The sequence below is a fragment of the Novosphingobium mangrovisedimenti genome (genome assembly GCF_025153475.1).
Classification (GTDB): Bacteria; Pseudomonadota; Alphaproteobacteria; order Sphingomonadales; family Sphingomonadaceae; genus Novosphingobium; species Novosphingobium mangrovi_A.
In genome coordinates this window covers 37,992-58,348 of record NZ_JANZXA010000010.1, presented here as the reverse complement: position 1 = coordinate 58,348, position 20,357 = coordinate 37,992, and the positions used below count along the sequence as shown (strand labels likewise).

The window sequence follows — 20,357 nt, the reverse complement described above, 5'->3', positions numbered from 1 at the left end:
AGTGTCAAGCATCACATTACGGTTGTGCAATAAGAAAAGTGGGAGGGATACCGTGACAATTGGCAGGACAGCTACGTCCATTTTCGGGCTCGTCGGGCTCGCAGCGCTGGCTCCGACACAGGCTTTCGCGCAGGAAAGTGCCGAGACGGCGACCGACAGCGGCGTCATTATCGTGACTGCCCAGCGCCGTGCCGAAGCACAGGTCGACGTGCCGATCACGATCACCAATCTGAGCAGCGATGCGCTCAAGACGGCGAGCGTTCAGCAACTGGCGGACATCGGCAAGGTCACGCCCGCACTGCGCTTCGACTTCGCCGGTGGCTTCTTCCAGCCGACGATCCGCGGGATCGGCACGGCGGTCGCCACTTCCGGCGGTGGCGGCAATGTCGGCATCTACATCGACGGGTTCTATTCGCCCAATCCGCTGGCCGCCGACTTCGACCTGGTGAGCATCGAGAGCATCCAGGTGCTCAAGGGGCCGCAGGGAACCCTGTTCGGCCGCAACACGACGGGCGGCGCGATCCTGGTCACCACGCGTGAACCCTCGATGGACGCCAATACGTTCGACGGCCGGGTCAGCTACGGCCGCTACAACGAAATCAAGGCCGAGGGGCTGGCCAACTACGTGATTTCCGATAGCGTGGCCCTCAGCATCGAGGGGCTCTACCGGCGCGGCGACGGCTGGCAGCACGACATCTCCAACAACGACAAGCGCGTGGGCGACTACGAGAACTGGTCGGTGCGCATCAGCCTCAAGGCGCAGCTCACGGACGATGTCGAGGCCCTGCTGCGCTACAAGCATGGCAAGGTCGACGATCCCTCGCCGCTGCTCACCTCGTCGTACGTCGACGACAGCTTCGGCCTTGGTGCGCCGTTCGGCGGCATTCCGGGCACCTACACGACGGACAAGAACAAGATCGCCTCGGGCTCGCAGCCGGAATTCTTCCGTTCGAACAGCGATCTGCTGCAGGCCACGATCAAGGCCGACCTCGGTTTTGCCGACCTGGCTTCCTATTCCCAGTACCGTAACGAGAAGGTCGATTCCTCGCTTGAGCTCGACTATTCGGGACTGGACATCTTCCAGCTCGGCCTGCCCAACAACAACGAGACGTGGAGCCAGGAATTCCTGCTCACGTCCAAGCCCGGCACGCCGCTGCAGTGGACCGCGGGCCTGTTCTATTTCGAGAACACCGACCAGTACATCACGGGCATCGACAACTTCGGCGCCGCCTCGCGCATCCGGCTCGGCGGGTCCAGCACGACCGTCAGGAGTTACGCCGCCTTCCTTGACGCCACTTACGAGATCATGCCGAGGCTCTTCGTCACTGGCGGCGTTCGCTATTCTCACGACAAGGTGGACGATGCGTACTTCAATACGCGCTACCTTGCCCCGCTCACCTTCACCTTGCCCGACGGCACGATATGCAGCTCGAACAACGGGCGGGTCTACATCAAGGCATGCGACCCGAGCGCGTCCGACTTTGCCACGGGTGATCGCGTAACCCCCCGTGTCGTCATCCGCTACAAGCCGACCGACCGCACGAGCCTCTATGCCTCCTATACCAAGGGCTACAAGGCGGCGATCATCGACGTGGGCGGGTCCTGCCAGAATCCGCCCTATGTCTGCACGCGCGTGAAGCCGGAGACGATCGACGCCTTCGAGGTCGGCGCCAAGTATGAAAGCTACGGTCTCTCGCTCGACGCGGCGGCTTTCTACTATGACTACAAGGACCTGCAAGTCTCGATCTACGAGGCCGGTACGGCGCGCATCGTCAATGCCGCCAAGTCGGAGATCTACGGTCTCGAAGGTTCGGCGCGTTACCGTCCGGTCCCGGCGCTGGAGCTTTCGGCCGGCGCATCCTGGGTCCACGCGCGCTACAAGAAGTTCACCAATGCGCCGATCTATACGCCTTGCGCGGCTCTGGATGCCGATACGCAGACGCTCTGCGCGGACAATGGTCTGTCGTTCCTGGTGATCGGGCAGGACCTGGACAACGTCACCATGCAGCGTACACCGGAATTCACCGGTTTCCTCGGTGCCCGCTACACGGCCGACGTGGGCGGCGGCGAACTGGCGCTGTCCGGAAACCTCTCGTATTCGTCCAGCTTCTATTTCGGTCCGTCAGGAATCCAGTTCCGGCAGGGGGGCTACGAGACGCTGTCGCTACGGGCGCAGTGGACCTCGCCCGACGAGCATTGGTACCTGGCGGCCTACGGCGACAACGTCACCAACAGCCGCTACCTCACGCAGGTGCAGTATTCGAACTTCGGTCTCGGCGCCAACTGGAACAAGCCGGTTACCTACGGCCTCGAGTTCGGCGTCAGTTTCTGAGCATCGCCGGCGCGGTGCGTTCCCACGCGGGGATTGTCCGCATGCCGGCCTGCTGACCTAATGCGAACGTGGCAACGCCGCTCCGGGCTTGATCCGGGGCGGCGTTTGCATCGGATCTGACGGGAGAGAGAGATGTCGGAAGGCAAGATCTGGCGTGTGGTGCAATGGGCCACAGGCAATGTCGGCAGCCGCGCGCTGCGCATGGTGATCGAGCACCCGCGCATGGAGCTGGCGGGGCTCTGGGTGAGTTCTCCCGGCAAGGTCGGCAAAGACGCGGGTGCGCTTTGCGGCCTGCCCGAGACCGGCATCAAGGCGACCGGCTCGCTCGAGGAGATCGTCGCGCTCGATGCCGATTGCGTGCTCTACATGCAGCAGGGAACCGACTACGAGGCGCTCTGCGCGCTGCTGGCCTCGGGCAAGAACGTGGTCACCACGCGCGGCGATTTCCACTACCCGCCGATGATGGACGCGGCCAACCGCGCGCGGATCGAGGAAGCCTGCGCCAGGGGCGGCAGTTCGATCTATTCAACCGGTTCGAGCCCGGGCTTCGTGACCGAGGCGCTGGCGATACCGCTGCTGTCGCTCCAGCGCGAGCACGGCCTGCTGACGATCGACGAATATGCCGATGTCTCCAGCCGCAACTCGCCCGAGATGCTGTTCCACATCATGGGCTTTGCGGCACCGATGGCCCCCTTCGACCAGCGCCGCGCGGAGCATCTCAAGGGCGACTTCGGCAGTTCGCTGTCGCAGGTGGCGCAGGCCATCGGCCTTGAGACCGACGAGATCGAGGCGATCGGCGAACTTTCGCCGACCCGGCAGGACCTGCAGATCGCCGCGGGCACGGTGCCGGCAGGGACGGTGGGCGCGATGCGCACGACGATCACCTGCAAGCACCAGGGGCGCCCGGTCCTGCGGTTCCGGGCCAACTGGTATGTCACCACCGACATCGAGGACGATTGGGACCTGCGCGAATCCGGCTGGCGGATCGTGACAGAGGGCGACACGCCGGTGAAGGTCGACATTACCTTCCCGGTTTCCGAGGAAGACTACGCCGCCTACACGCCCGGCCTGACGGCGCATCGCCCGATCAATGCGATCCCGGCGGTCTGTGCCGCGCAACCCGGTATCCGCACCACGGTCGATCTGCCGCAGATCATTCCGCTCTATTCCTGAAGGCCGCCATCCCTGCATGGCTGCCGTTCCGGGTGGGGGCGATGCCCCGGGCTTGTCCAGACCTTCCCCACATCCGGATCACCGGCCTGCGAGGCCGCGTTCTGGCCGACGCCCTCCGGCCGACGCCCTCCGGCCGGAACGCGATGCCCATTTCGTCGCCGGATTCAGGCGATAGCATTTCGGAATCCTTGCAGAATCGAACCTGCCAGCGGGCAAGCCTGTCGTCGCGCTTTCCTTCCTGATGCCGCCGTGGAAGCCCGAATCTGGGGTGCTGCAGGCTTAATCTGAGGTCTGTGTGAAAGTGAGCGTAGACAGCGGACGCATAGAGTATTACGATGCTGTCATTGAGTATTACTGAGGTAGGTATCCACGTATTACGAGGGCAGGCGATATGGATGGAGTACGTGTAGGAAAAAGGGTGATAGGTGCTGATTCACCGGTCACCATCGGATGGGAGAACCTGCCCAAGGTGGAAGGTGGTCCCGTCAAGCAGTTCGTCTTCACGTATTTTCAGCCTGCAGTGCTCTTCGCGCTGATCGCCTTCTGGATGTATGCCCCGGATTCCATCGCCAAGGCATCCACGGCCGTCGGTATCGGCGTTGGCTTCAAGGTGCTGCTGCTGGGGCTCGAGTGGGTGAACCCGCGCTATTCGAGCTGGCGCCTTACCTGGAAGGAACTGGTTACCGACCTTTTCTACGTCGGGATCAGCTACACGCTGGTCAAGTATGCCGGAAAGCACATCGGCAGCGATGCCATCGTGGGCGCGGTGCAGCACCTTCTCGATTGGGAAAAGTTCAAGTGGTTCATCGACATGCCGCTGCTTTTCCAGGCTTTCCTGATCTCGTTCATCTTCGATTTCGGTCAGTACTGGATGCATCGTGGAATGCATAACTGGTACCCGCTCTGGCTCACCCATTCGGTTCACCACTTCATTACCCAGCTGAACATCAACAAGGGGGCGGTGGGCAATCCGGTCGAACTTTTCCTGATCGGCCTCGGCCTCGGCGGCTTCTTCGACTTCCTGCCGCGTGCCGCTCTTCTGGCCGGTGCGATCGGTCTGGCGGTCGGGACCTACCAGCACATCAATGTCCGCTTCAACACGCCGCGCTGGTGGCGGTTCCTGTTCAACACGACCGAGCACCACAGCCTGCACCATTCGCAGGACTACGAGGCCTCCCGCAGCAATTATGCGGGCACCTATATTTTCATTGACCGCATCTTCGGCACTTGCGTCGACGGAGAGGCCGAACTGCTCGGGATGGAAGGCGGACGCCGGATGTCGATTCGCGAACAGATGACCTATCCCTTCACCGAAGCGTACAAGACGACGAAGGCCGTGATCCAGCGCCGCCTGCACCCGGTCGCCGTACCCGCAGAATAGCGATCGCCTTGCTTCGATCTGGGCTTCGATCTGGACCTTCCTTCTTCGCCACGACCGTCGTTTGCCACGGCGGCTCGCGGCGGAGGGGACTGTTCCGCCGTGTCCTGAGAATTTTCCGGAGAAATTCTACGTGAATTTGCCTTTCATCGACCGAATCTGGAGTGTCCGCGGCTCTCTGACACTGGATCCTTTCCAGTCTCCGGCCGAAGCATTCGGCAAGCTCGACGGCCTGTTCCGGGCAGAGGGAACGAGCCACAAGGTCGAGGGCGATACACTGACGTTCAGCAAGAAGGATCCCCTTGCCCAGGACAAGATGGCGACTTTCAATGGCGGGATGCTGCGCGTTGTCGAGGGAGGGGAGGGCCCCGAACTCGTCTATGACCTGCGCAGCAGCGCGCTTCTGTTCTGTTTCGTATTGCCATTCTTCTTTTTGGGCATCGCCTGGCTGATCAAGGATTCGCGCACGCCTGCCTACGTCTTTGCCGGCCTCTTCACGGTGCTTTATGTCGTGGGACGAATTCTCGAGCCACGGTTGATCAAGTCCGTGTTCCGCAAGCGGCTGTCGGGCGAAACCCTGCCCGAAGGCGAGGTGCCACTGGCGCAATAGAAACATTGCCGGTCGTGCCCTTGGGGCCGCTCAGTGCGAAATTGGCAGGTTTAATCGCAGCCTTGCCAGCTCTGGCCCTGATTCCAGAAGACCATCCTTCCGGACAGCACGTTGCGGGCAATGGCGCCGGAATCATGTGCGGCCTGGGTGCCGCTTGGTGTGCCGAGAGGCGAACTGAAATGGCGGACAGGGTGGGATTCGAACCCACGGTGAGCTTGCACCCACGGCGGTTTTCAAGACCGCTGCCTTAAACCACTCGGCCACCTGTCCGCTGGTTTTCGCGCATAGCCCAATGCGGCGGCGGCGCAAGGGGGTGTTGCGCGATGGAAGGCATTCTGTGTGCGTCGGCTGTCCACCGCCGCGCTCATGGGGTGGTTTGCAAGCCGCGCGCTTTGTGCGAAATTCGCTGACGATGATTTCTGCTTCGAATTTCAAGAATCTGCGCATCGCGCTCATTGCCGCCTGTCTTGCCTTCGTGCCGACGCCCTCGATGCAGGCGGAGGCCCAGCAGGAAAGCTTTCCCGCCTATCTGCAGCTCGTGGCCGCCCATGCACGCGCAGAGGGCGTGAGCGAAGGCACGATTGCCGGGGTCCTCAGCGGGCTGACGCCCAACCAGCGGGTGATCGATCTCGACACGGCGCAGCCCGGCAGGCAGGCCGGGCCACCGCCGATGGCGCCTTATATCGCGCGGCATGTGGGCAGTTCGATCATCAGCCGGGGCCGCGCGCGTTATGCGGCGCTTTCCTCGATCCTGCCGGACATCGAACGCCGCTACGGCGTGCCGGCCCCGGTTCTCTTCGCGATCTGGGGGCATGAAACCAATTTCGGTGGGTACACCGGAGATTTCGATCTGGCCCGGTCTCTGGCCACGCTCGCGTGGGAAGGGCGCCGGCGCGAGCTGTTCGAGGGTGAACTGATCGCGCTGATGAAGATGGTCGATCGCGGTGTGCCGCGCGACGAGCTCAAGGGAAGCTGGGCCGGCGCTTTCGGGTATCCGCAGTTCCTGCCCAGCGTCTATCTGCGCCTCGCCGTCGACGGGAACAGCGACGGCAAGGTCGACATCTTCACCGCACCGGACGCCATCGCCTCGATCGCGAACTATTTTCGCGATGCCGGGTGGCGGCAGGGCCAGCCGTGGGGGGTGAGGGCCGCCGTGCCGTCCTCCTTCGATGTCGATGCCTATGCGACCAAGCTTTCGGCGCCGAGTTGCGGGCGCGTTCATGCACGCCACTCCCAGTGGAAGACGGTAGCCGAATGGCGCGCTCTTGGCGTTTCGGCGCTGGAACCGATCGGCAGTGACGTGCTCGTATCGCTGTTCCAGCCGGACGGGCCGGGCACGCCAGCCTATCTGTTAACCGGGAATTATCGGGTCATCCTCCAGTACAACTGCTCGAACTACTACGCATTGTCCGTGGGATTGCTTGCCGATGAGATTGCCCGTTAACCGCGTTCTGCCGCTTGCGACGCTGATCCTGCTGGGCACCGCCGGTGCCGCCATCGGCAAGGGCCGTCCCGAAACGCCGGTACAGCCGGTCACAGGTCCTGCCGCCGACTACCCGGTCGTGGTGGGCAAGCCCTTTACCATCGGCGATACGGTGTGGACGCCCACCGACCAGCTCAACTACGACGCGGTGGGGTACGCAGGCGTGGGCGATGCCGGCCTCGCCGGCGTTACCGGTGCGCACAAGACGCTGCCCCTGCCATGCTATGTGGAGGTGACCGCGCTCGATACCGGCAGGACCATTCTGGTGCGCCTTGAACGGCGCGGGCCGATGGTCAACGACGTGCTGGTCGAACTTTCGCCGATGGCGGCAACGCAGCTCGGCCTGGCACCGGGGAGCCATTCTCCGGTGCGGGTGCGGCGGGTCAATCCGCCCGAACAGGAAAGGGCGATGCTGCGCGTCGGTGGCCGCGCGCCGGAACGCATGGAGACGCCGCAAGGCCTGCTGCGAGTCCTGCGGCGCAAGCTCGCCGAACAGTCACCCCTGATGCCGCCGCCCTCGAAGCCCCCGGAAATGCCGACGATGCTTCCGGCTGCGGCAAAACCGGCACCGAAACCCGCCTTTATACCAGCCGAGCCGAAGCCGGCGTTGCCTGCCAGGGCCGCCACGCCCGCTGCACCGGAGACGCCGAAACCTGCACCGGCCGCCAAGCCGGCGCAAAAGGGCTCGCTGGTCGTGCAAGTGGCCGCATTCTCGGTGGAAGCGAATGCGCGCAAGGTGGCAAGGCAGCTTGGCGGCGACGTCAGCCGGGCGGGCAAGTTCTGGCGCGTTCGGCTCGGCCCGTTCACAAACCGTGCACAAGCCGGCCCGGCGCTGGAGAAGGCCCGGCACGCAGGCTATAGCGACGCGCGAATCCAGTCTGCGGACTAGCCGGAAGGACCGGTCCCGCATGCGTAAGGCGCCCATCGCGGCGTGCGGGAGAAGTCGGGTCTTGAAGTTCATAGCAAAGCTTGCCCTGGCGCTTGCGCTTCCGGCGAGCGCCGCCCATGCCGCGCTTCCAGCTCCGCCAGCGGAGCTGGAGACTATTCCCGTTTACATGCTCGTCGATCTGGGCTCGGGACAGGTGTTGGCGCAGCGCCACCCGAACACGCCCTTCCTGCCCGCCTCGGTCACCAAGGTCATGACGGCCTACGTCGCGTTCGAGGAAATCGGGGCCGGCCGGCTGCCGCTCGACCGAGTCTTCGTCGAACGGCCGGAGACCGAGAAGGAATGGTGGGCCAAGGGCAGCAACATGTACCTGACCACGCAGGACCGGCCGACCACGCGCGACCTGCTTCACGGCATCATGACGGCATCGGGCAACGACGCGGCGATCGTGCTGGCGCAGGGCTATGCCGGCAGCGTTCCCCAATGGACCGCGAAGATGAACGACGCGGCACGGCGCCTCGGCATGACGCGCAGCCACTATCACACGCCCAATGGCTGGATGGACGAGGGGCACACCTATGTCACCGCCAGCGATCTGGTCAGGCTCTCGGATGCGATGATTACGCGCTACCCCGATCTCTACCGCGAGTTTTCCGGCCGCAAGCGCTGGTACTGGCAAGGGGCGAAGGGCGAGGTCGCGATGCGCAGCCATGATCCGACCGTGGGCGTCGTGCCCGGCGCGGACGGGATCAAGACCGGTTACACGCGCGAAGCGGGCTACAACTTTCTCGGTAGCGCCGAGCGCGGCGGGCGACGGCTGGTGATGGTGCTGGCAGGTTCGCCCAAGGCCTCGGTACGCGATGCGGCGGCGCAGGCCTTTCTCGAATGGGGCTTTTCCGCGTGGCGGGCACGTCACCTGTTCGACAAGGGGCAGCCCGTCGTGCAGGCGCAGGTGCAGGGCGGTGCCAGTCTCGAAGTGCCGCTCGTGGCCGATCGCGGGGTTTATGCCACGCTTCCCACGGGCAGCCAGCGGGCGATTTCGCTATCCGTCCGGTATCGCGGGCCGCTGGTCGCGCCAGTGCGCAAGGGCGACAAGGTCGGTGAGCTGGAAATCCGGGTGCAGGGCATGAGCCCGGGCCACGTCCCGCTCTATGCCGGACGCGATGTCGGCAAGGCGGGCCTGCTGGACAGGCTGCGGAACGGGCTTATCAACCTGTTCTCATGACGAAGGGACGATTCATCGCGCTCGAAGGCGGGGAAGGGGCGGGCAAGTCGACGCAGGCCCGGCTCCTCGCTGACGTCCTGCGCGCACGCGGGATCGACGTCGTCGTCACGCGCGAGCCGGGCGGGACGCCTGGTGCCGAGGCGATCCGCAAGCTGTTGCTGGAAGGCGCTCCCGGCGATGAGGGAGCCGGATGGAACCCCCGGGCCGAGGCCCTGCTGTTCGCCGCCGCGCGCTCTGATCATGTCGAACAGCTCATCAGGCCCGCCATCGCGCGCGGCGCGTGGGTCGTATGCGACAGGTTCCTCGATTCGAGCCGCGCCTATCAGGGTGGCGGCGGCGGGTTGTCCGATGCGGATATCACCGCGCTTCATGCCATCGGCAGCGAGGGGCTGCTGCCCGACCTGACGCTGCTGATCGAGGTCAGTCCGGAGATTGCGGCTGCCCGCCTGGCATTGCGCGATACCGACGGGACCGATCGCATAGGCGGACGGGATACCGCCTACCATGCACGCGTGGCGCAGGCCTTTTCCGCCTTTGCCGAGCGCGAGCCCGGGCGCTTCGCGCGGATCGACGGGAACGGCACGCCGCAGGAAACGCAGGCGCGCGTACAGGCCGCGCTGGCGCCGTTGCTGGGAACGGCATGAAGACCGGAAAGCCCTTCATCGGTCAGGAAGCCGCCTGGCGGGAATGGCTCGCTGCGATCGAATCCGAGCGGATGCACCACGCCTGGCTTCTGGCCGGCGCCAAGGGGCTGGGCAAGCAGGCTTTCGCCCGCGCCGCGGCCGCTGAACTGGTCCGCGAACCGGGTGCCCGGCTGCCCGACGCGGAAGCGCATCCGGACATCCACATCCTGGAACATCTTCCCGCCAACGACGACGAGGCGAAGAAGAAGGCCGAGGGCAAGCCCTACCAGACCAAGCGCAACATCACGATTGACCAGGTCCGGCAGATGCAGCACCGGCTGACGACGCGCCCGACCATGGGCAACCGCCGTGCGATCATCATCAATCCGGCGGACGATCTGGAAAAGAACGCGGTCAACGCCCTGCTCAAGAGCCTCGAGGAACCGCCCACGGGGACGTACTTCCTGCTGGTTACGCATCAGCCCGGACGGTTGCTGCCGACAATCCGATCTCGCTGCCGTGTGCTGCGCTTCGCCTCGCTGATGCCGGATGAACTCGACGCGGTGATCCGGCGCGACGTGCCGCAGGCCGGCGCCGAAGCGCGGGCGGCGGCGATCGCGGCCTCGGGCGGTTCGCCGGGCGTGGCGCTCAATTTCGTCGAGCAGGATCTTGGCGGCATCCATCAGCTGATGTTGCGCATTCTTCGTGAAGGCGATGCGGACTTTCACTTGCGCGGCGCGCTGGCGGAGGAAATGGGCGCCCGCCCGACGCGCGAACGCCAGCTTGCCGCGCTGGAGTTGGCACGCAGTGTCATGGTGGCCGAACTCGCCAGCGCGGGGCGGGCCCGGCAGCTCCGGATTATCGAGGCTCACGGCACGTTGACGGGCCTCAGCAACCAGGCGCCCACCTACAATTTCGACGCCGGGCTCCTCATAATGGAAATTGGCGGGTTGCTGGCCTCGGCTGCGATGCCTAGAGAAGCCGCTCGCTAGACACACCGGAAGAGAAAGCGCGACGCCGTATGGGCGAGCCCTATTACATTACCACCGCCATCAGCTACCCCAATGGCAGGCCGCACATCGGCCATGCCTACGAGGCCATTGCCGCCGATGTCATCGCCCGCCACCGCAAGGCGGAAGGCTATGACGTGCGGTTCCAGACCGGCACAGACGAGCACGGCCTGAAAATGGCCCAGAAGGCACGCGACCTGGGCATGACGCCGGCCGAGCTTGCCACGGAAATGTCGGGATATTTCCGTGACATGTGCGATGGACTGAACGTCGAGTATGACGTTTTTATCCGCACCACCGAACCGCGCCATCACGCGTCCACGCAGGAGCTGTGGCGCCGGATGGAAGCCAGCGGCGATCTCTACCTCGACCGCTACGAGGGCTGGTATTCGGTGCGCGACGAAGCGTACTACGACGAAAGCGAGCTGGTCGCGGGCGAGGGGGGCGAGAAGCTCTCCCCGCAGGGTACGCCGGTCGAATGGACGGTCGAGGAATCGTGGTTCTTCCGCCTGTCCAAATATCAGGACCGGCTGCTGGAGCTATACAGGTCCACCGATTTCATCCGTCCCGAAAGCCGCCTCAACGAAGTCACGCGCTTCGTCGAAGGGGGGCTGCGCGACCTTTCGGTCTCGCGCACCAGCTTCGACTGGGGCATCAAGGTACCGGGCAGCGAGAACCACGTGATGTACGTGTGGGTCGATGCGCTCACCAACTACATCACGGGTCTGGGTTTCCCGGACGAAACCGGCGATTATGCCAGGTATTGGCCGGCAGACCTGCATCTGATCGGCAAGGACATCGTTCGCTTCCACACGGTCTACTGGCCGGCGTTCCTGATGAGCGCCGGGCTGGACGTGCCCAAGCAGGTATTCGGCCATGGCTTCGTCCTCAACCGGGGCCAGAAGGAATCGAAATCGCTCGGCAACGTGACCGATCCGATCGGTCTCGCCGAAACCTATGGTGTCGACACGATCCGCTACTTCCTGATGCGCGAAGTCGCCTTCGGGCAGGACGGCAGCTGGTCACACGAAGCCATCGTGATGCGCGCCAATGCCGAACTGGCCAACAGCTTCGGCAACCTGGCGCAGCGCACCTTGTCCATGATTTTCAAGAACATGGACGGCGAACTTAACGCGGGACTGGTCGCGAACGAGGCCGATGTCGTGCTTTCGGACGCGGTCGCGCTCGGCATTACCGGCTTGCGCCGCGCCTTCATGGACCTCGATTTTTCCAATGGTCTCGAAGCGTGGATGCGTGCGGTCTTCGCCTGCAACCAGTACGTCGACGAGCAGGCACCGTGGACACTGCGCAAGACCGATCCCGAGCGCATGGAAGCCGTGCTGATGACCTTGCTGCGCTGCGTGCGCAGCCTTGCCATCGCGGTGCGGCCAGTCGTGCCCGCGGCAATCGACAAGCTGCTCGACCAGATGGGCGTCGCGGCCGATGCTCGCGATTACACCGCACTGGGCCAGGCCGACTGGCTCGAGACGCTGGCGGCCTCCGGGTTCAAGCTCGAAAAGCCCGTCGGCGTGTTCCCGCGCCTGGAACTGCCCGCGGACGAGCCGGCCTGATGCTGATCGATTCCCACTGCCATCTCGAATACGAGGGCCTCGTCGAGGACCAGCAGGGCGTGCTGGCCCGCGCCAGAGAGGCGGGAATCGGCGGTTTCCTCAATATTTCGACGCGTCAGCGCGAGTGGGACAAGGTGGTCGGCACCGCCGCGCGCGAAGCCGACGTCTGGGCCTCGGTGGGCATCCATCCGCATGAGGCGGACCAGCATGCCGATCTGGGCGAGGGCGCTCTGCTCGAAGCAGCAGCGCATCCCAAGGTCATCGGGATCGGAGAAACCGGGCTCGACTACTATTACGACAAGTCCGACCGCGCGGTGCAGCAGGCGCTGTTTCGCACGCACATTGCCGTTTCGCGCGAGACGGGGCTGCCGCTCATCGTCCATACGCGCGATGCGGAAGCGGATACGGCGCGGATTCTGGAAGAGGAAATGGAGAAGGGGGCCTTTCCCGCCCTCATCCACTGTTTCACGGCCAGCGCCGAATTCGGGCGCAAGATGCTCGATCTGGGGCTTACGATCTCGCTTTCGGGCATCGTCACGTTCAAGAACGCCAGGGATGTGCAGGCCGTTGCCGCCGCGCTTCCGGCGGATCGGTTACTTGTCGAAACCGACTCGCCGTTTCTCGCGCCCGTGCCTCATCGCGGGCGCAAGTGCGAACCGGCCTACACGGCGGATACCGCGCGCTTCGTGGCGCAGTTGCGTGGTGAAACGCCCGAACAGCTCGCCGAGGCGACGACGCGCAACTTCTTCGCGCTGTTTCGGAAGGCAGCCGCGTGAAGCTGACGATTCTCGGCAGCGGCACGTCGACCGGTGTGCCGCGACTGGGCGGCGAACACGGGTGCGACTGGGGGCTGTGCGATCCCGACGAGCCGAAGAACCGCCGTACCCGCGTCGCGATCCTGCTCGAAAGCACGGCCGGCAGGCGCATTCTCGTGGATACGCCCACGGATCTGCGCGCGCAGTTTCTGGCCAACGACATCCATAGCATCGATGCGATATTCTGGACGCACGATCACGCCGACCATTGCCACGGCATCGATGACCTCAGGCCGCTGCGCTACGGGCGCGCGGGCCCCATTCCGGGTTATGCGGCCTCCGAGACCGTGCGCCGCATGCGCCAGCGCTTCGGCTACGTCTTCGCGGGGCAGCATGGCTATCCCACGCTCGTCTCGCTCGACAATCTCGACACCTTGCGGATTTGCGAGGGCTTCGGCGTCGGTCATGTGCAGATGCCGCATGGCCCGGCGCAGTCGACAGGGTTCAGGTTCGAATGCGACGGCAAGACCGTCTGCTATGCGACCGATTTCAGCGAGATCACGCGCGAGATGATCGACCTCTATTACGGGTGCGACGTGCTCGTCGTCGATTGCCTGCGCCGCGAACCGCATCCCACGCATGCGCATCTTGCCATGTCGCTCGAACTGGCCGAAGCCGTGCGCGCACGCTCGGTCGTGCTGACGCATCTGGACAAGAGCATGGACTACGCAACGTTGAGCGGCGAGATTCCCGAGTACGCGCGGGTCGCTTACGACGGCATGGTGATCGAGCCATGAGCCAGACGGCCATGATCGTCTCGATCATCACGCTGATCGGATGGCTGATACTGGTCACGCGCAATCCGGAAATTCGCAATCTCGGCGCGGCCCGCGCGGCCAGGCTCGCGCTGATCTGGGCGACGATCATCATCGGGCTGGTCGTGTTGATCCAGGTTACCGGATTTCGCATCGAACAATAGCGGCAGAGGCTGTCACGCCCCCCTTTCGAGCCATCTCACATTTAACATAATATATATTATCATTCTATTTCCAGGATCGACAGGGAGGGCCCCTCAAGGCGCCCTCCGTCCGGAAATATCTGAATTTCAGCGCACGCGCTTTACGAACAGCCCGCTCTCGCGCTTCTCGGTCGCGAAGTTCGGCAGGCTCTGCACGAGTTCCGACAAACGCGAAAAGCCATAGCTTCGTGCATCGAAGCTTGAACGGTTGGCTACGCGCTGGCCGATTTCGGACAGGCTGGCGAAGCCGTCGTCGTCGCGCTTGCTCGCGCGCCAGGCATCGCCCAGCAGCTTGACCAGTTCCTCGTCGACGGCGGGCTTCGCCGGAACCTTGCCTTTCGCTTCCTCTTCTTCCTCGGCGGCCATCGCGTCGAGATCGATGAAGCGGGTGCAGGCTTCCCGGAAGGCCTCGGGCGTGCGGCTTGAGCCAAAGCCATAGACGGGCGTGCCGTTCTGGCGGATGCGCATGGTCAGCGGCATGAAGTCGCTGTCGCTCGACATGATCCCGAAGCCGTCGACACGCCCGCCATACAGCAGGTCCATGGCATCGATCGTCATCTTCATGTCGGTGGCGTTCTTGCCCTTGGTGAGATCGAACTGCTGCTGCGGCTCCAGCGCGTGGCGGTGGACCAGCGTCGCCCAGCCCTTGAGCGCGGGCTTGCTCCAGTTGCCGTAGATCCGCCGGACGTTGACCGTTCCCAGATCGCCAAGGATCGTCAGCGCCGCGTCGAGCGTCGCGGGCGACGCATTGTCGGCGTCGATAAGGAGCGCGATATTGCGCGACTGGTGGGATCTGGGGGTGGCCATCGTCACGTCCTTTGTTGTGCGTGCCGTTCGGAACGCGCGTCAGCGGCTGACCTGCTTACGATCAGCGCGAATAGCAATAGCAGCACCAGTGGCGTCACCGGAATCGATGCCTTGAGCGCCAGTGGCCGGGCGAAGACGGGAACGACGAAGGCCAGCAGGAGCCCCAGCTTCTCCCAGTCGCGAAAGCCCGTGCGAAGCCCCTCTCCCGCGAGATAGAGCAACGGAAACGCGATGAGGACGAGGTCGTAATCGAGCACGAACGGCGTCACCAGCGGCGCGCCCGCCAGCACCGTGGCGCCCAGCCCCGCCGACCATGCACCGAGCCGGCACAGGTAGGCGATGGCCAGAACCACCGTGAGCGCGACGGCGACCTGCAGGCCGTATGCCACGGCAGCCGGGGCCCCCAGCAGCCGGGCGGCGGCGAACGTGCTCACCATCTTGCCGAAAGGTACGGCTCCTGCCTCCATCGCCGCCTGGGCGCGGCCGCTTGCCGCCAGCCACTCGGCCCAGATACCGGGCTCGAACGCCAGCGCCGCAAGGCCTGCGAGAGCGAGCGCGGTAATCGCCGCCGAAGCGATCACTTTCCACTCGTGCGTCAGCAACAACGCCAACGGCACCAGCGGACCGAACTGGGGTTTGATCGTGGCGAGGCCGAACAGCACGCCCGCCAGGACCGGTCGGCTCGGTACGAGCCACGCCCCCAGCCCCAGAAGTCCCGCGACGAGGAACGACGTCTGACCGTGCGTCATGACGATCGGCATCGCCGGAAAGGCCAGTACCAGCAACCACAAGGGAACCGCAGGCACGGCCTGACGCCACCATTGCCGCACAGTGAGGACATAGAAGGCGCCGGTGGCAAGGAGCCACGCCGCCAGCGCGGGAAAATAGCCGGTCAGCCCCAGCGGCCAGCACAGCGGCAGAAACGATGGCGGATAGAAGAAGGCTGTGTAGCTGTCGCCCGATGCAAAGAACTCGCGCTGGGCCGCTATGTGCGCGGCAGTGTCGTAGACGGCGCCGCCGTGGTGCAGCATGCGGCCGCTGGTCCAGAAGCTGATGAAATCGCTGCCCAGCAGAAACCCGTTGCGGTCGATGCCTCCCTGCGAGGTCGCCACCAGAAGCACCAGCATGGCCACATTGAGCAAGGCCAGAAGCCGCAGGTACCCGAAGGCCCGCGCCCTGCCCAGCCAGTCCATCGTCTTCAGGAAGTCCCCCATGATCGCATGGTTCTGCAACGCCATGGCGGGGTTGTCCATGGCCCAGCCCGTCCGCGCTCGAACGTCTTGCCTTGCTGCGTCGCACAACATAGGGCTTAATCGTAAAGATCAAAGCGGACAGGATGGATCAATGCAGCGTTTCGAAGGCACCAGCAACTACGTCGCCACCGAGGACCTCAAGGTCGCGGTCAATGCGGCCGTGCTCCTGCGCCGTCCGCTGCTGGTCAAGGGCGAGCCGGGCACCGGCAAGACGGTGCTGGCCGAGGAAATCGCCAAGGCCGTCGGCGCGCCGCTGATCACCTGGAACGTCAAGTCCACCACCAAGGCGCACCAGGGCCTTTACGAATACGACGCTGTGGCCCGTCTGCGCGACGGCCAGCTCGGCGACGAGCGCGTGCATGACATTGCGAACTACATCCGCAAGGGCAAGCTGTGGGAGGCCTTCACCGCGCCCAGGCTGCCGGTGCTGCTGATCGACGAGATCGACAAGGCCGACATCGAGTTTCCCAACGACCTTCTCGCCGAACTCGATCGCATGGCCTTCGACGTCTATGAAACCGGCGAACACATCGCCGCGCTCGAGCGCCCGATCGTCGTCATCACTTCGAACAACGAGAAGGACCTGCCCGACGCGTTCCTGCGCCGCTGCTTCTTCCACTACATCAAGTTCCCCGACCGCGAGACGATGGAAGCGATCATCGACGTGCACTTCCCCGGCATCCAGAAGACGCTGGTGACCCGGGCGATGGAGATCTTCTACGAGCTGCGCGACGTACCGGGGCTCAAGAAGAAGCCTTCCACCAGCGAGCTGCTAGACTGGCTCAAGCTCCTGCTCAACGAGGACATGCCGCTCGAAGTCCTGCAGAACCAGGACCCGAACAAGGCAATCCCGCCGCTGCATGGCGCGCTGCTCAAGAACGAGCAGGACGTCATGCTGTTCGAACGCCTCGCCTTCATGGCACGCCGGGGGAACTGAGATGACTGCTTCTTACAAGGGTTCGTGCAACTGCGGTGCGGTGACCGCCACTTTCGAGGGCGAACCCGCCTGGGCACGCCAGTGCTGGTGCCGTCAGTGCCAGAAGGCCGCGGCAGGCGGCGCGACGAACAACGCCCTGTTTTCCATCGAGGGGATGGTCCTGAACGGCGAAGTGTCGTGGAGCGGCTACACGGCCGATAGCGGTAATACGGTCGAGCAGGGTTTCTGCCCCCAATGCGGCACCCCCATCTTCGGGCGCAATTCGGCCCGCAAAGGTTCGTGGGTGGTCCGTCTCGGTTTTCTCGACGGCGATCACGGGATCAGGCCGACCACGGCGATCTGGCTGGACGAGGCCCCGGAATGGGCCGTAATCGATCCCGAACTGGAGCAGTTCCGGCGGCAGACACCGCCACCGCCCGCGAGCTGAGGGTTGGAGCCTGTCTCCGGCTTGCCGCCGGTTTCCCATACGCGTTTTGTCGCGTTCCGCCGGCGTCTGGAGGCTTTCGAGCCTCGCACGGGCTGGCGGGCATGGCTCTACGAGTTTCTGCTGTTCGGTTTCAAGCAAGGCTGGGCCTGCCTGTTCGGCGCGCTGCTGCTGGGCCTGCTGCTCGGCACGCACTTGTTCTATCCGCAACACGCCGTGCTGGCGCGGTACGATTTCCTGACGCTGAGCGCGCTTGCAATCCAGATCGCCATGCTCGCGCTGCGGCTCGAGACGCTGGAGGAGGCCAAGGTGATCCTTGCCTTCCACGTGGTCGGCACGGTGATGGAGCTGTTCAAGACGGCGCACGGATCCTGGGAATATCCCGAGGCAAGCCTGCTGCGGGTCGGCGGTGTACCTCTGTTTTCCGGGTTCATGTACGCGGCGGTCGGCAGCTATATCGCGCGTATCTGGCGCATTTTCGATTTCCGGTTCAGCCGTTACCCGCGCCCGCTGGCCACCTGGCTGCTGGCTGCCGCGATCTACGTGAACTTCTTCGCCCATCACTGGTTGCCCGACGTGCGGATCGCCCTGTTCGCCGCCATCGCCTTGCTCTTCGCCCGCACCCGCATCTGGTTCCGTGTATGGCGGAAGGACCGCTGGATGCCGCTGCTGCTGGGCTGGTTTCTGGTCGCGCTGTTCATCTGGTTCGCGGAGAACATCTCGACCTTCTCGCACGCGTGGATCTATCCTGACCAGCGCCATGGCTGGGCCCTCGTCCACCCCGGCAAGCTGGGGGCATGGTACCTGCTCATGTTCATCTCGTTCGTGCTCGTCGCGGCAGTGCATCGCCCGCGACAACGGGCCGATACCGGGCTGGCGTTTCCTACAAGGGCATGAATGGGATATGCTTCGTGCGATGACCTGCCCTCCCCCTTCCCTCCTGCGTCTGCCGGCGCGCCGTTCCCGCGCACTGGAAAGTCACACGACAATTCCCGGGGAAGTGCTCCGTCCCGTCTGGTCCGGCTCTGGACACGACACACATTCCGGCGGTTCCGTGTCATCCGGATCGTCACATCTTTCGCTTGAGCAAGGCCTGCGATCATGCTGCTGAACTTCGTCGACGAACTGCGCGCCGCGGGTATTCCGGCCTCGCTCAAGGAGCACCTCGTGCTGCTCGAAGCGCTCGACAAGGATGTGATCGAGCAGACGCCCGAAGCGTTCTACTACCTTTCCCGTGCGACCTTCGTGAAGGATGAAGGGCTGCTCGACCGCTTCGATCAGGTGTTCCAGAAGGTATTCAAGGGCATCCTCACCGACTACGGCCAGCACCCGGTCGAGATTCCCGAGGAGTGGCTGAAAAAGCTCGCTGAACGCTATTTCTCCGAAGAGGAGATGGAGAAGATCAAGTCCCTCGGCTCGTGGGACGAGATCATGGATACGCTCAAGAAGCGGCTCGAAGAGCAGCAGAAGCGTCACCAGGGCGGCAACAAGTGGATCGGCACCAACGGCACCTCGCCCTTCGGCCATTCGGGCTACAATCCCGAAGGCGTCCGCATCGGCGGCGAAGGCAAGCACGGCCGTGCGATCAAGGTCTGGGAAAAGCGCGAGTTCGCCAATCTCGACAATTCCAGGGAACTGGGCACGCGCAACATCAAGGTCGCGCTGCGCCGCCTGCGCCGCTTCGCGCGCGAGGGTGCGGCCGAGGAACTGGACCTTGAGGAAACCATCCGCGGTACCGCCAAGCAGGGCTGGCTCGACGTGGTCATGCGGCCCGAGCGGCACAATGCGGTCAAAGTCCTGCTGTTCCTCGACGTCGGCGGCTCGATGGACCCGTTCATCAAGCTGGTGGAAGACCTGTTCAGCGCGGCCACGGCCGAATTCAAGAACATGGAGTTCTTCTACTTCCACAACTGCCTCTACGAGGGCGTATGGAAGGACAACCGCCGCCGCTGGTCGCAGCGCACGCCAACCTGGGACATCCTCCACAAGTTCGGCCACGACTACAAGGTGATCTTCGTCGGCGACGCCGCGATGAGCCCCTACGAGGTGAGCCACCCGGGCGGCTCGGTCGAGCACATGAACGAAGAGGCCGGCGCGGTCTGGCTCCAGCGCGTGACGCAGACCTATCCGGCCACTGTCTGGCTCAACCCGTCGCCCGAGCGGCAGTGGCAATATTCGGGCTCAACCCGCATGATCCGCGAGCTGATGGGCGGCGCGATGTTCCCGCTGACGCTTGACGGGCTGGACGCGGCGATGAAGGAACTGACCCGCAAGAAGGCATGATCGGGCCGCCCTGAAGCCGGTCCGGCCCGATCGCGCGGGTCAGGTTGCCGGCGGTACGTCGATGTGTTCGTGCACCGTTACCCAGCTTCCGTCGGCCTTTTTCCTGAACACTTCAGTATAGCGCATGTCGGCCTCTTTTTCCTTGCCGGCGCTGCTGGTGAGATGGACCTTGCCCGACGCAATGAACAGGTCGGGGCCTAGGATCTGGATTTTCGGATCGGGCATTTCCACGTGGTCGAACTTCATGTCGACGAAGCGGGCATTGGCGACATGCATCGAGACCTTGCCATCGATGACGTCCGGGCCGAAGGCGTCATAGGCGATGACGTCGTCATCGTACCACTTGTCGATCATGGGCAGATCCATCGACTGCGCCGCCTGGGCAAAGTCGGCCAGAACGCTCTGTGCTTCGGCCTTGGTCACGGGCTCGGCGGTTTCGGTCGCGGTCTTCTGGCTGCAGCCGGCCAGACCGGCACCTCCCAGTGTCAGACCGGCAAGGCACAGGGCAAACGGTACTTTTCGCATGACATCCCCTCTTCGTTGAACGGCGCCTTTGCGGCGCTCGCAGGTCGGGAGGGTAGGCCTGTCA

Annotated in this window: 20 protein-coding genes and 1 tRNA gene; 17 read left to right on the top strand and 4 right to left on the bottom strand. The window is 64.2% G+C overall.

Annotated features, from left to right (window positions below):
* The first annotated feature begins 52 nt into the window (after window positions 1-52).
* From NZK81_RS14670 to NZK81_RS14655, 4 genes are all read left to right on the top strand, one after another.
* Window positions 53-2,332 (top strand): TonB-dependent receptor, encoded by a 2,280-nt coding sequence (locus tag NZK81_RS14670; RefSeq protein WP_260046887.1) that lies wholly within the window; start codon window positions 53-55, stop codon window positions 2,330-2,332.
* A 132-nt stretch (window positions 2,333-2,464) separates the two neighbouring features.
* Window positions 2,465-3,505: an NAD(P)H-dependent amine dehydrogenase family protein gene (locus NZK81_RS14665; RefSeq protein ID WP_260046886.1), complete on the top strand. Its 1,041-nt coding sequence runs from the start codon at window positions 2,465-2,467 to the stop codon at window positions 3,503-3,505.
* Window positions 3,506-3,896: 391 nt separating this feature from the next.
* Window positions 3,897-4,886 (top strand): sterol desaturase family protein, encoded by a 990-nt coding sequence (locus NZK81_RS14660; RefSeq protein WP_260046885.1) that lies wholly within the window; start codon window positions 3,897-3,899, stop codon window positions 4,884-4,886.
* Between the two features lie 61 nt (window positions 4,887-4,947).
* Window positions 4,948-5,493 (top strand): hypothetical protein, encoded by a 546-nt coding sequence (locus NZK81_RS14655; RefSeq protein WP_311202097.1) that lies wholly within the window; start codon window positions 4,948-4,950, stop codon window positions 5,491-5,493.
* Between the two features lie 180 nt (window positions 5,494-5,673).
* Here NZK81_RS14655 and NZK81_RS14650 read toward each other — a convergent pair.
* Window positions 5,674-5,763, bottom strand: a tRNA-Ser gene (locus NZK81_RS14650).
* A gap of 220 nt (window positions 5,764-5,983) precedes the next feature.
* Between NZK81_RS14650 and NZK81_RS14645 the strand changes: the two genes are divergently transcribed.
* Genes NZK81_RS14645 through NZK81_RS14605 form a run of 9 tightly spaced genes read left to right on the top strand, consistent with a single transcriptional unit; the run spans window position 5,984 to window position 14,025 of the window.
* A complete protein-coding gene (locus tag NZK81_RS14645; RefSeq protein ID WP_260046957.1) occupies window positions 5,984-6,937 on the top strand; it encodes a lytic murein transglycosylase in 954 nt (317 codons plus the stop codon).
* Window positions 6,921-7,865 carry an SPOR domain-containing protein gene (locus NZK81_RS14640; RefSeq protein WP_260046884.1) on the top strand — a complete coding sequence of 315 codons (945 nt, stop codon included), beginning with the start codon at window positions 6,921-6,923 and terminating at the stop codon, window positions 7,863-7,865. Before NZK81_RS14645 ends, NZK81_RS14640 begins: the two co-directional genes overlap by 17 nt.
* A gap of 19 nt (window positions 7,866-7,884) precedes the next feature.
* Window positions 7,885-9,087 carry a D-alanyl-D-alanine carboxypeptidase family protein gene (locus NZK81_RS14635; RefSeq protein ID WP_260046883.1) on the top strand — a complete coding sequence of 401 codons (1,203 nt, stop codon included), beginning with the start codon at window positions 7,885-7,887 and terminating at the stop codon, window positions 9,085-9,087.
* Window positions 9,084-9,731, top strand: a complete 648-nt coding sequence (gene tmk / locus NZK81_RS14630; protein WP_260046882.1) for a dTMP kinase — start codon at window positions 9,084-9,086, stop codon at window positions 9,729-9,731. The genes NZK81_RS14635 and tmk overlap by 4 nt, the downstream gene beginning before the upstream one ends.
* Window positions 9,728-10,702 carry a DNA polymerase III subunit delta' gene (locus NZK81_RS14625; RefSeq protein ID WP_260046881.1) on the top strand — a complete coding sequence of 325 codons (975 nt, stop codon included), beginning with the start codon at window positions 9,728-9,730 and terminating at the stop codon, window positions 10,700-10,702. The genes tmk and NZK81_RS14625 overlap by 4 nt, the downstream gene beginning before the upstream one ends.
* A 29-nt stretch (window positions 10,703-10,731) precedes the next feature.
* Entirely contained in the window at window positions 10,732-12,291 is a 1,560-nt protein-coding gene (gene metG / locus NZK81_RS14620; RefSeq protein ID WP_260046880.1) for a methionine--tRNA ligase, read from the top strand.
* Window positions 12,291-13,067 carry a TatD family hydrolase gene (locus NZK81_RS14615; protein ID WP_260046879.1) on the top strand — a complete coding sequence of 259 codons (777 nt, stop codon included), beginning with the start codon at window positions 12,291-12,293 and terminating at the stop codon, window positions 13,065-13,067. Before metG ends, NZK81_RS14615 begins: the two co-directional genes overlap by 1 nt.
* A complete protein-coding gene (locus tag NZK81_RS14610; RefSeq protein WP_260046878.1) occupies window positions 13,064-13,843 on the top strand; it encodes an MBL fold metallo-hydrolase in 780 nt (259 codons plus the stop codon). The genes NZK81_RS14615 and NZK81_RS14610 overlap by 4 nt, the downstream gene beginning before the upstream one ends.
* A complete protein-coding gene (locus NZK81_RS14605) occupies window positions 13,840-14,025 on the top strand; it encodes a hypothetical protein (protein WP_260046877.1) in 186 nt (61 codons plus the stop codon). The genes NZK81_RS14610 and NZK81_RS14605 overlap by 4 nt, the downstream gene beginning before the upstream one ends.
* A 126-nt stretch (window positions 14,026-14,151) precedes the next feature.
* Here NZK81_RS14605 and NZK81_RS14600 read toward each other — a convergent pair whose 3' ends face one another.
* Together NZK81_RS14600 and NZK81_RS14595 are read right to left on the bottom strand one after the other, a co-directional pair.
* A complete protein-coding gene (locus NZK81_RS14600) occupies window positions 14,152-14,871 on the bottom strand; it encodes an NYN domain-containing protein (RefSeq protein ID WP_260046876.1) in 720 nt (239 codons plus the stop codon).
* A gap of 2 nt (window positions 14,872-14,873) precedes the next feature.
* The gene (locus NZK81_RS14595; RefSeq protein WP_260046875.1) at window positions 14,874-16,124 is read right to left on the bottom strand and encodes a glycosyltransferase family 87 protein; all 1,251 of its coding nucleotides are present in this window, start codon (window positions 16,122-16,124) and stop codon (window positions 14,874-14,876) included.
* A 91-nt stretch (window positions 16,125-16,215) separates the two neighbouring features.
* Here NZK81_RS14595 and NZK81_RS14590 point away from each other — a divergent pair, with 91 nt between their 5' ends.
* The 4 genes from NZK81_RS14590 (at window position 16,216) to NZK81_RS14575 (ending at window position 19,768) form a co-directional block, all read left to right on the top strand.
* On the top strand, window positions 16,216-17,061 hold the full coding sequence (locus NZK81_RS14590) for an AAA family ATPase (RefSeq protein ID WP_260046874.1): 846 nt from the start codon (window positions 16,216-16,218) through the stop codon (window positions 17,059-17,061).
* Between the two features lies 1 nt (window position 17,062).
* Window positions 17,063-17,488, top strand: a complete 426-nt coding sequence (locus NZK81_RS14585; RefSeq protein WP_260046873.1) for a GFA family protein — start codon at window positions 17,063-17,065, stop codon at window positions 17,486-17,488.
* A 21-nt stretch (window positions 17,489-17,509) separates the two neighbouring features.
* Window positions 17,510-18,382, top strand: coding sequence for a DUF817 domain-containing protein (locus tag NZK81_RS14580; RefSeq protein WP_419181690.1), 873 nt, complete (start codon window positions 17,510-17,512; stop codon window positions 18,380-18,382).
* Window positions 18,383-18,586: 204 nt separating this feature from the next.
* Window positions 18,587-19,768 carry a vWA domain-containing protein gene (locus NZK81_RS14575; protein ID WP_260046872.1) on the top strand — a complete coding sequence of 394 codons (1,182 nt, stop codon included), beginning with the start codon at window positions 18,587-18,589 and terminating at the stop codon, window positions 19,766-19,768.
* A 39-nt stretch (window positions 19,769-19,807) separates the two neighbouring features.
* Here the strand turns inward: NZK81_RS14575 and NZK81_RS14570 are convergent, their stop codons facing one another.
* Entirely contained in the window at window positions 19,808-20,293 is a 486-nt protein-coding gene (locus NZK81_RS14570) for a YybH family protein (RefSeq protein WP_260046871.1), read from the bottom strand.
* Between the last annotated feature and the right edge of the window lie 64 nt (window positions 20,294-20,357).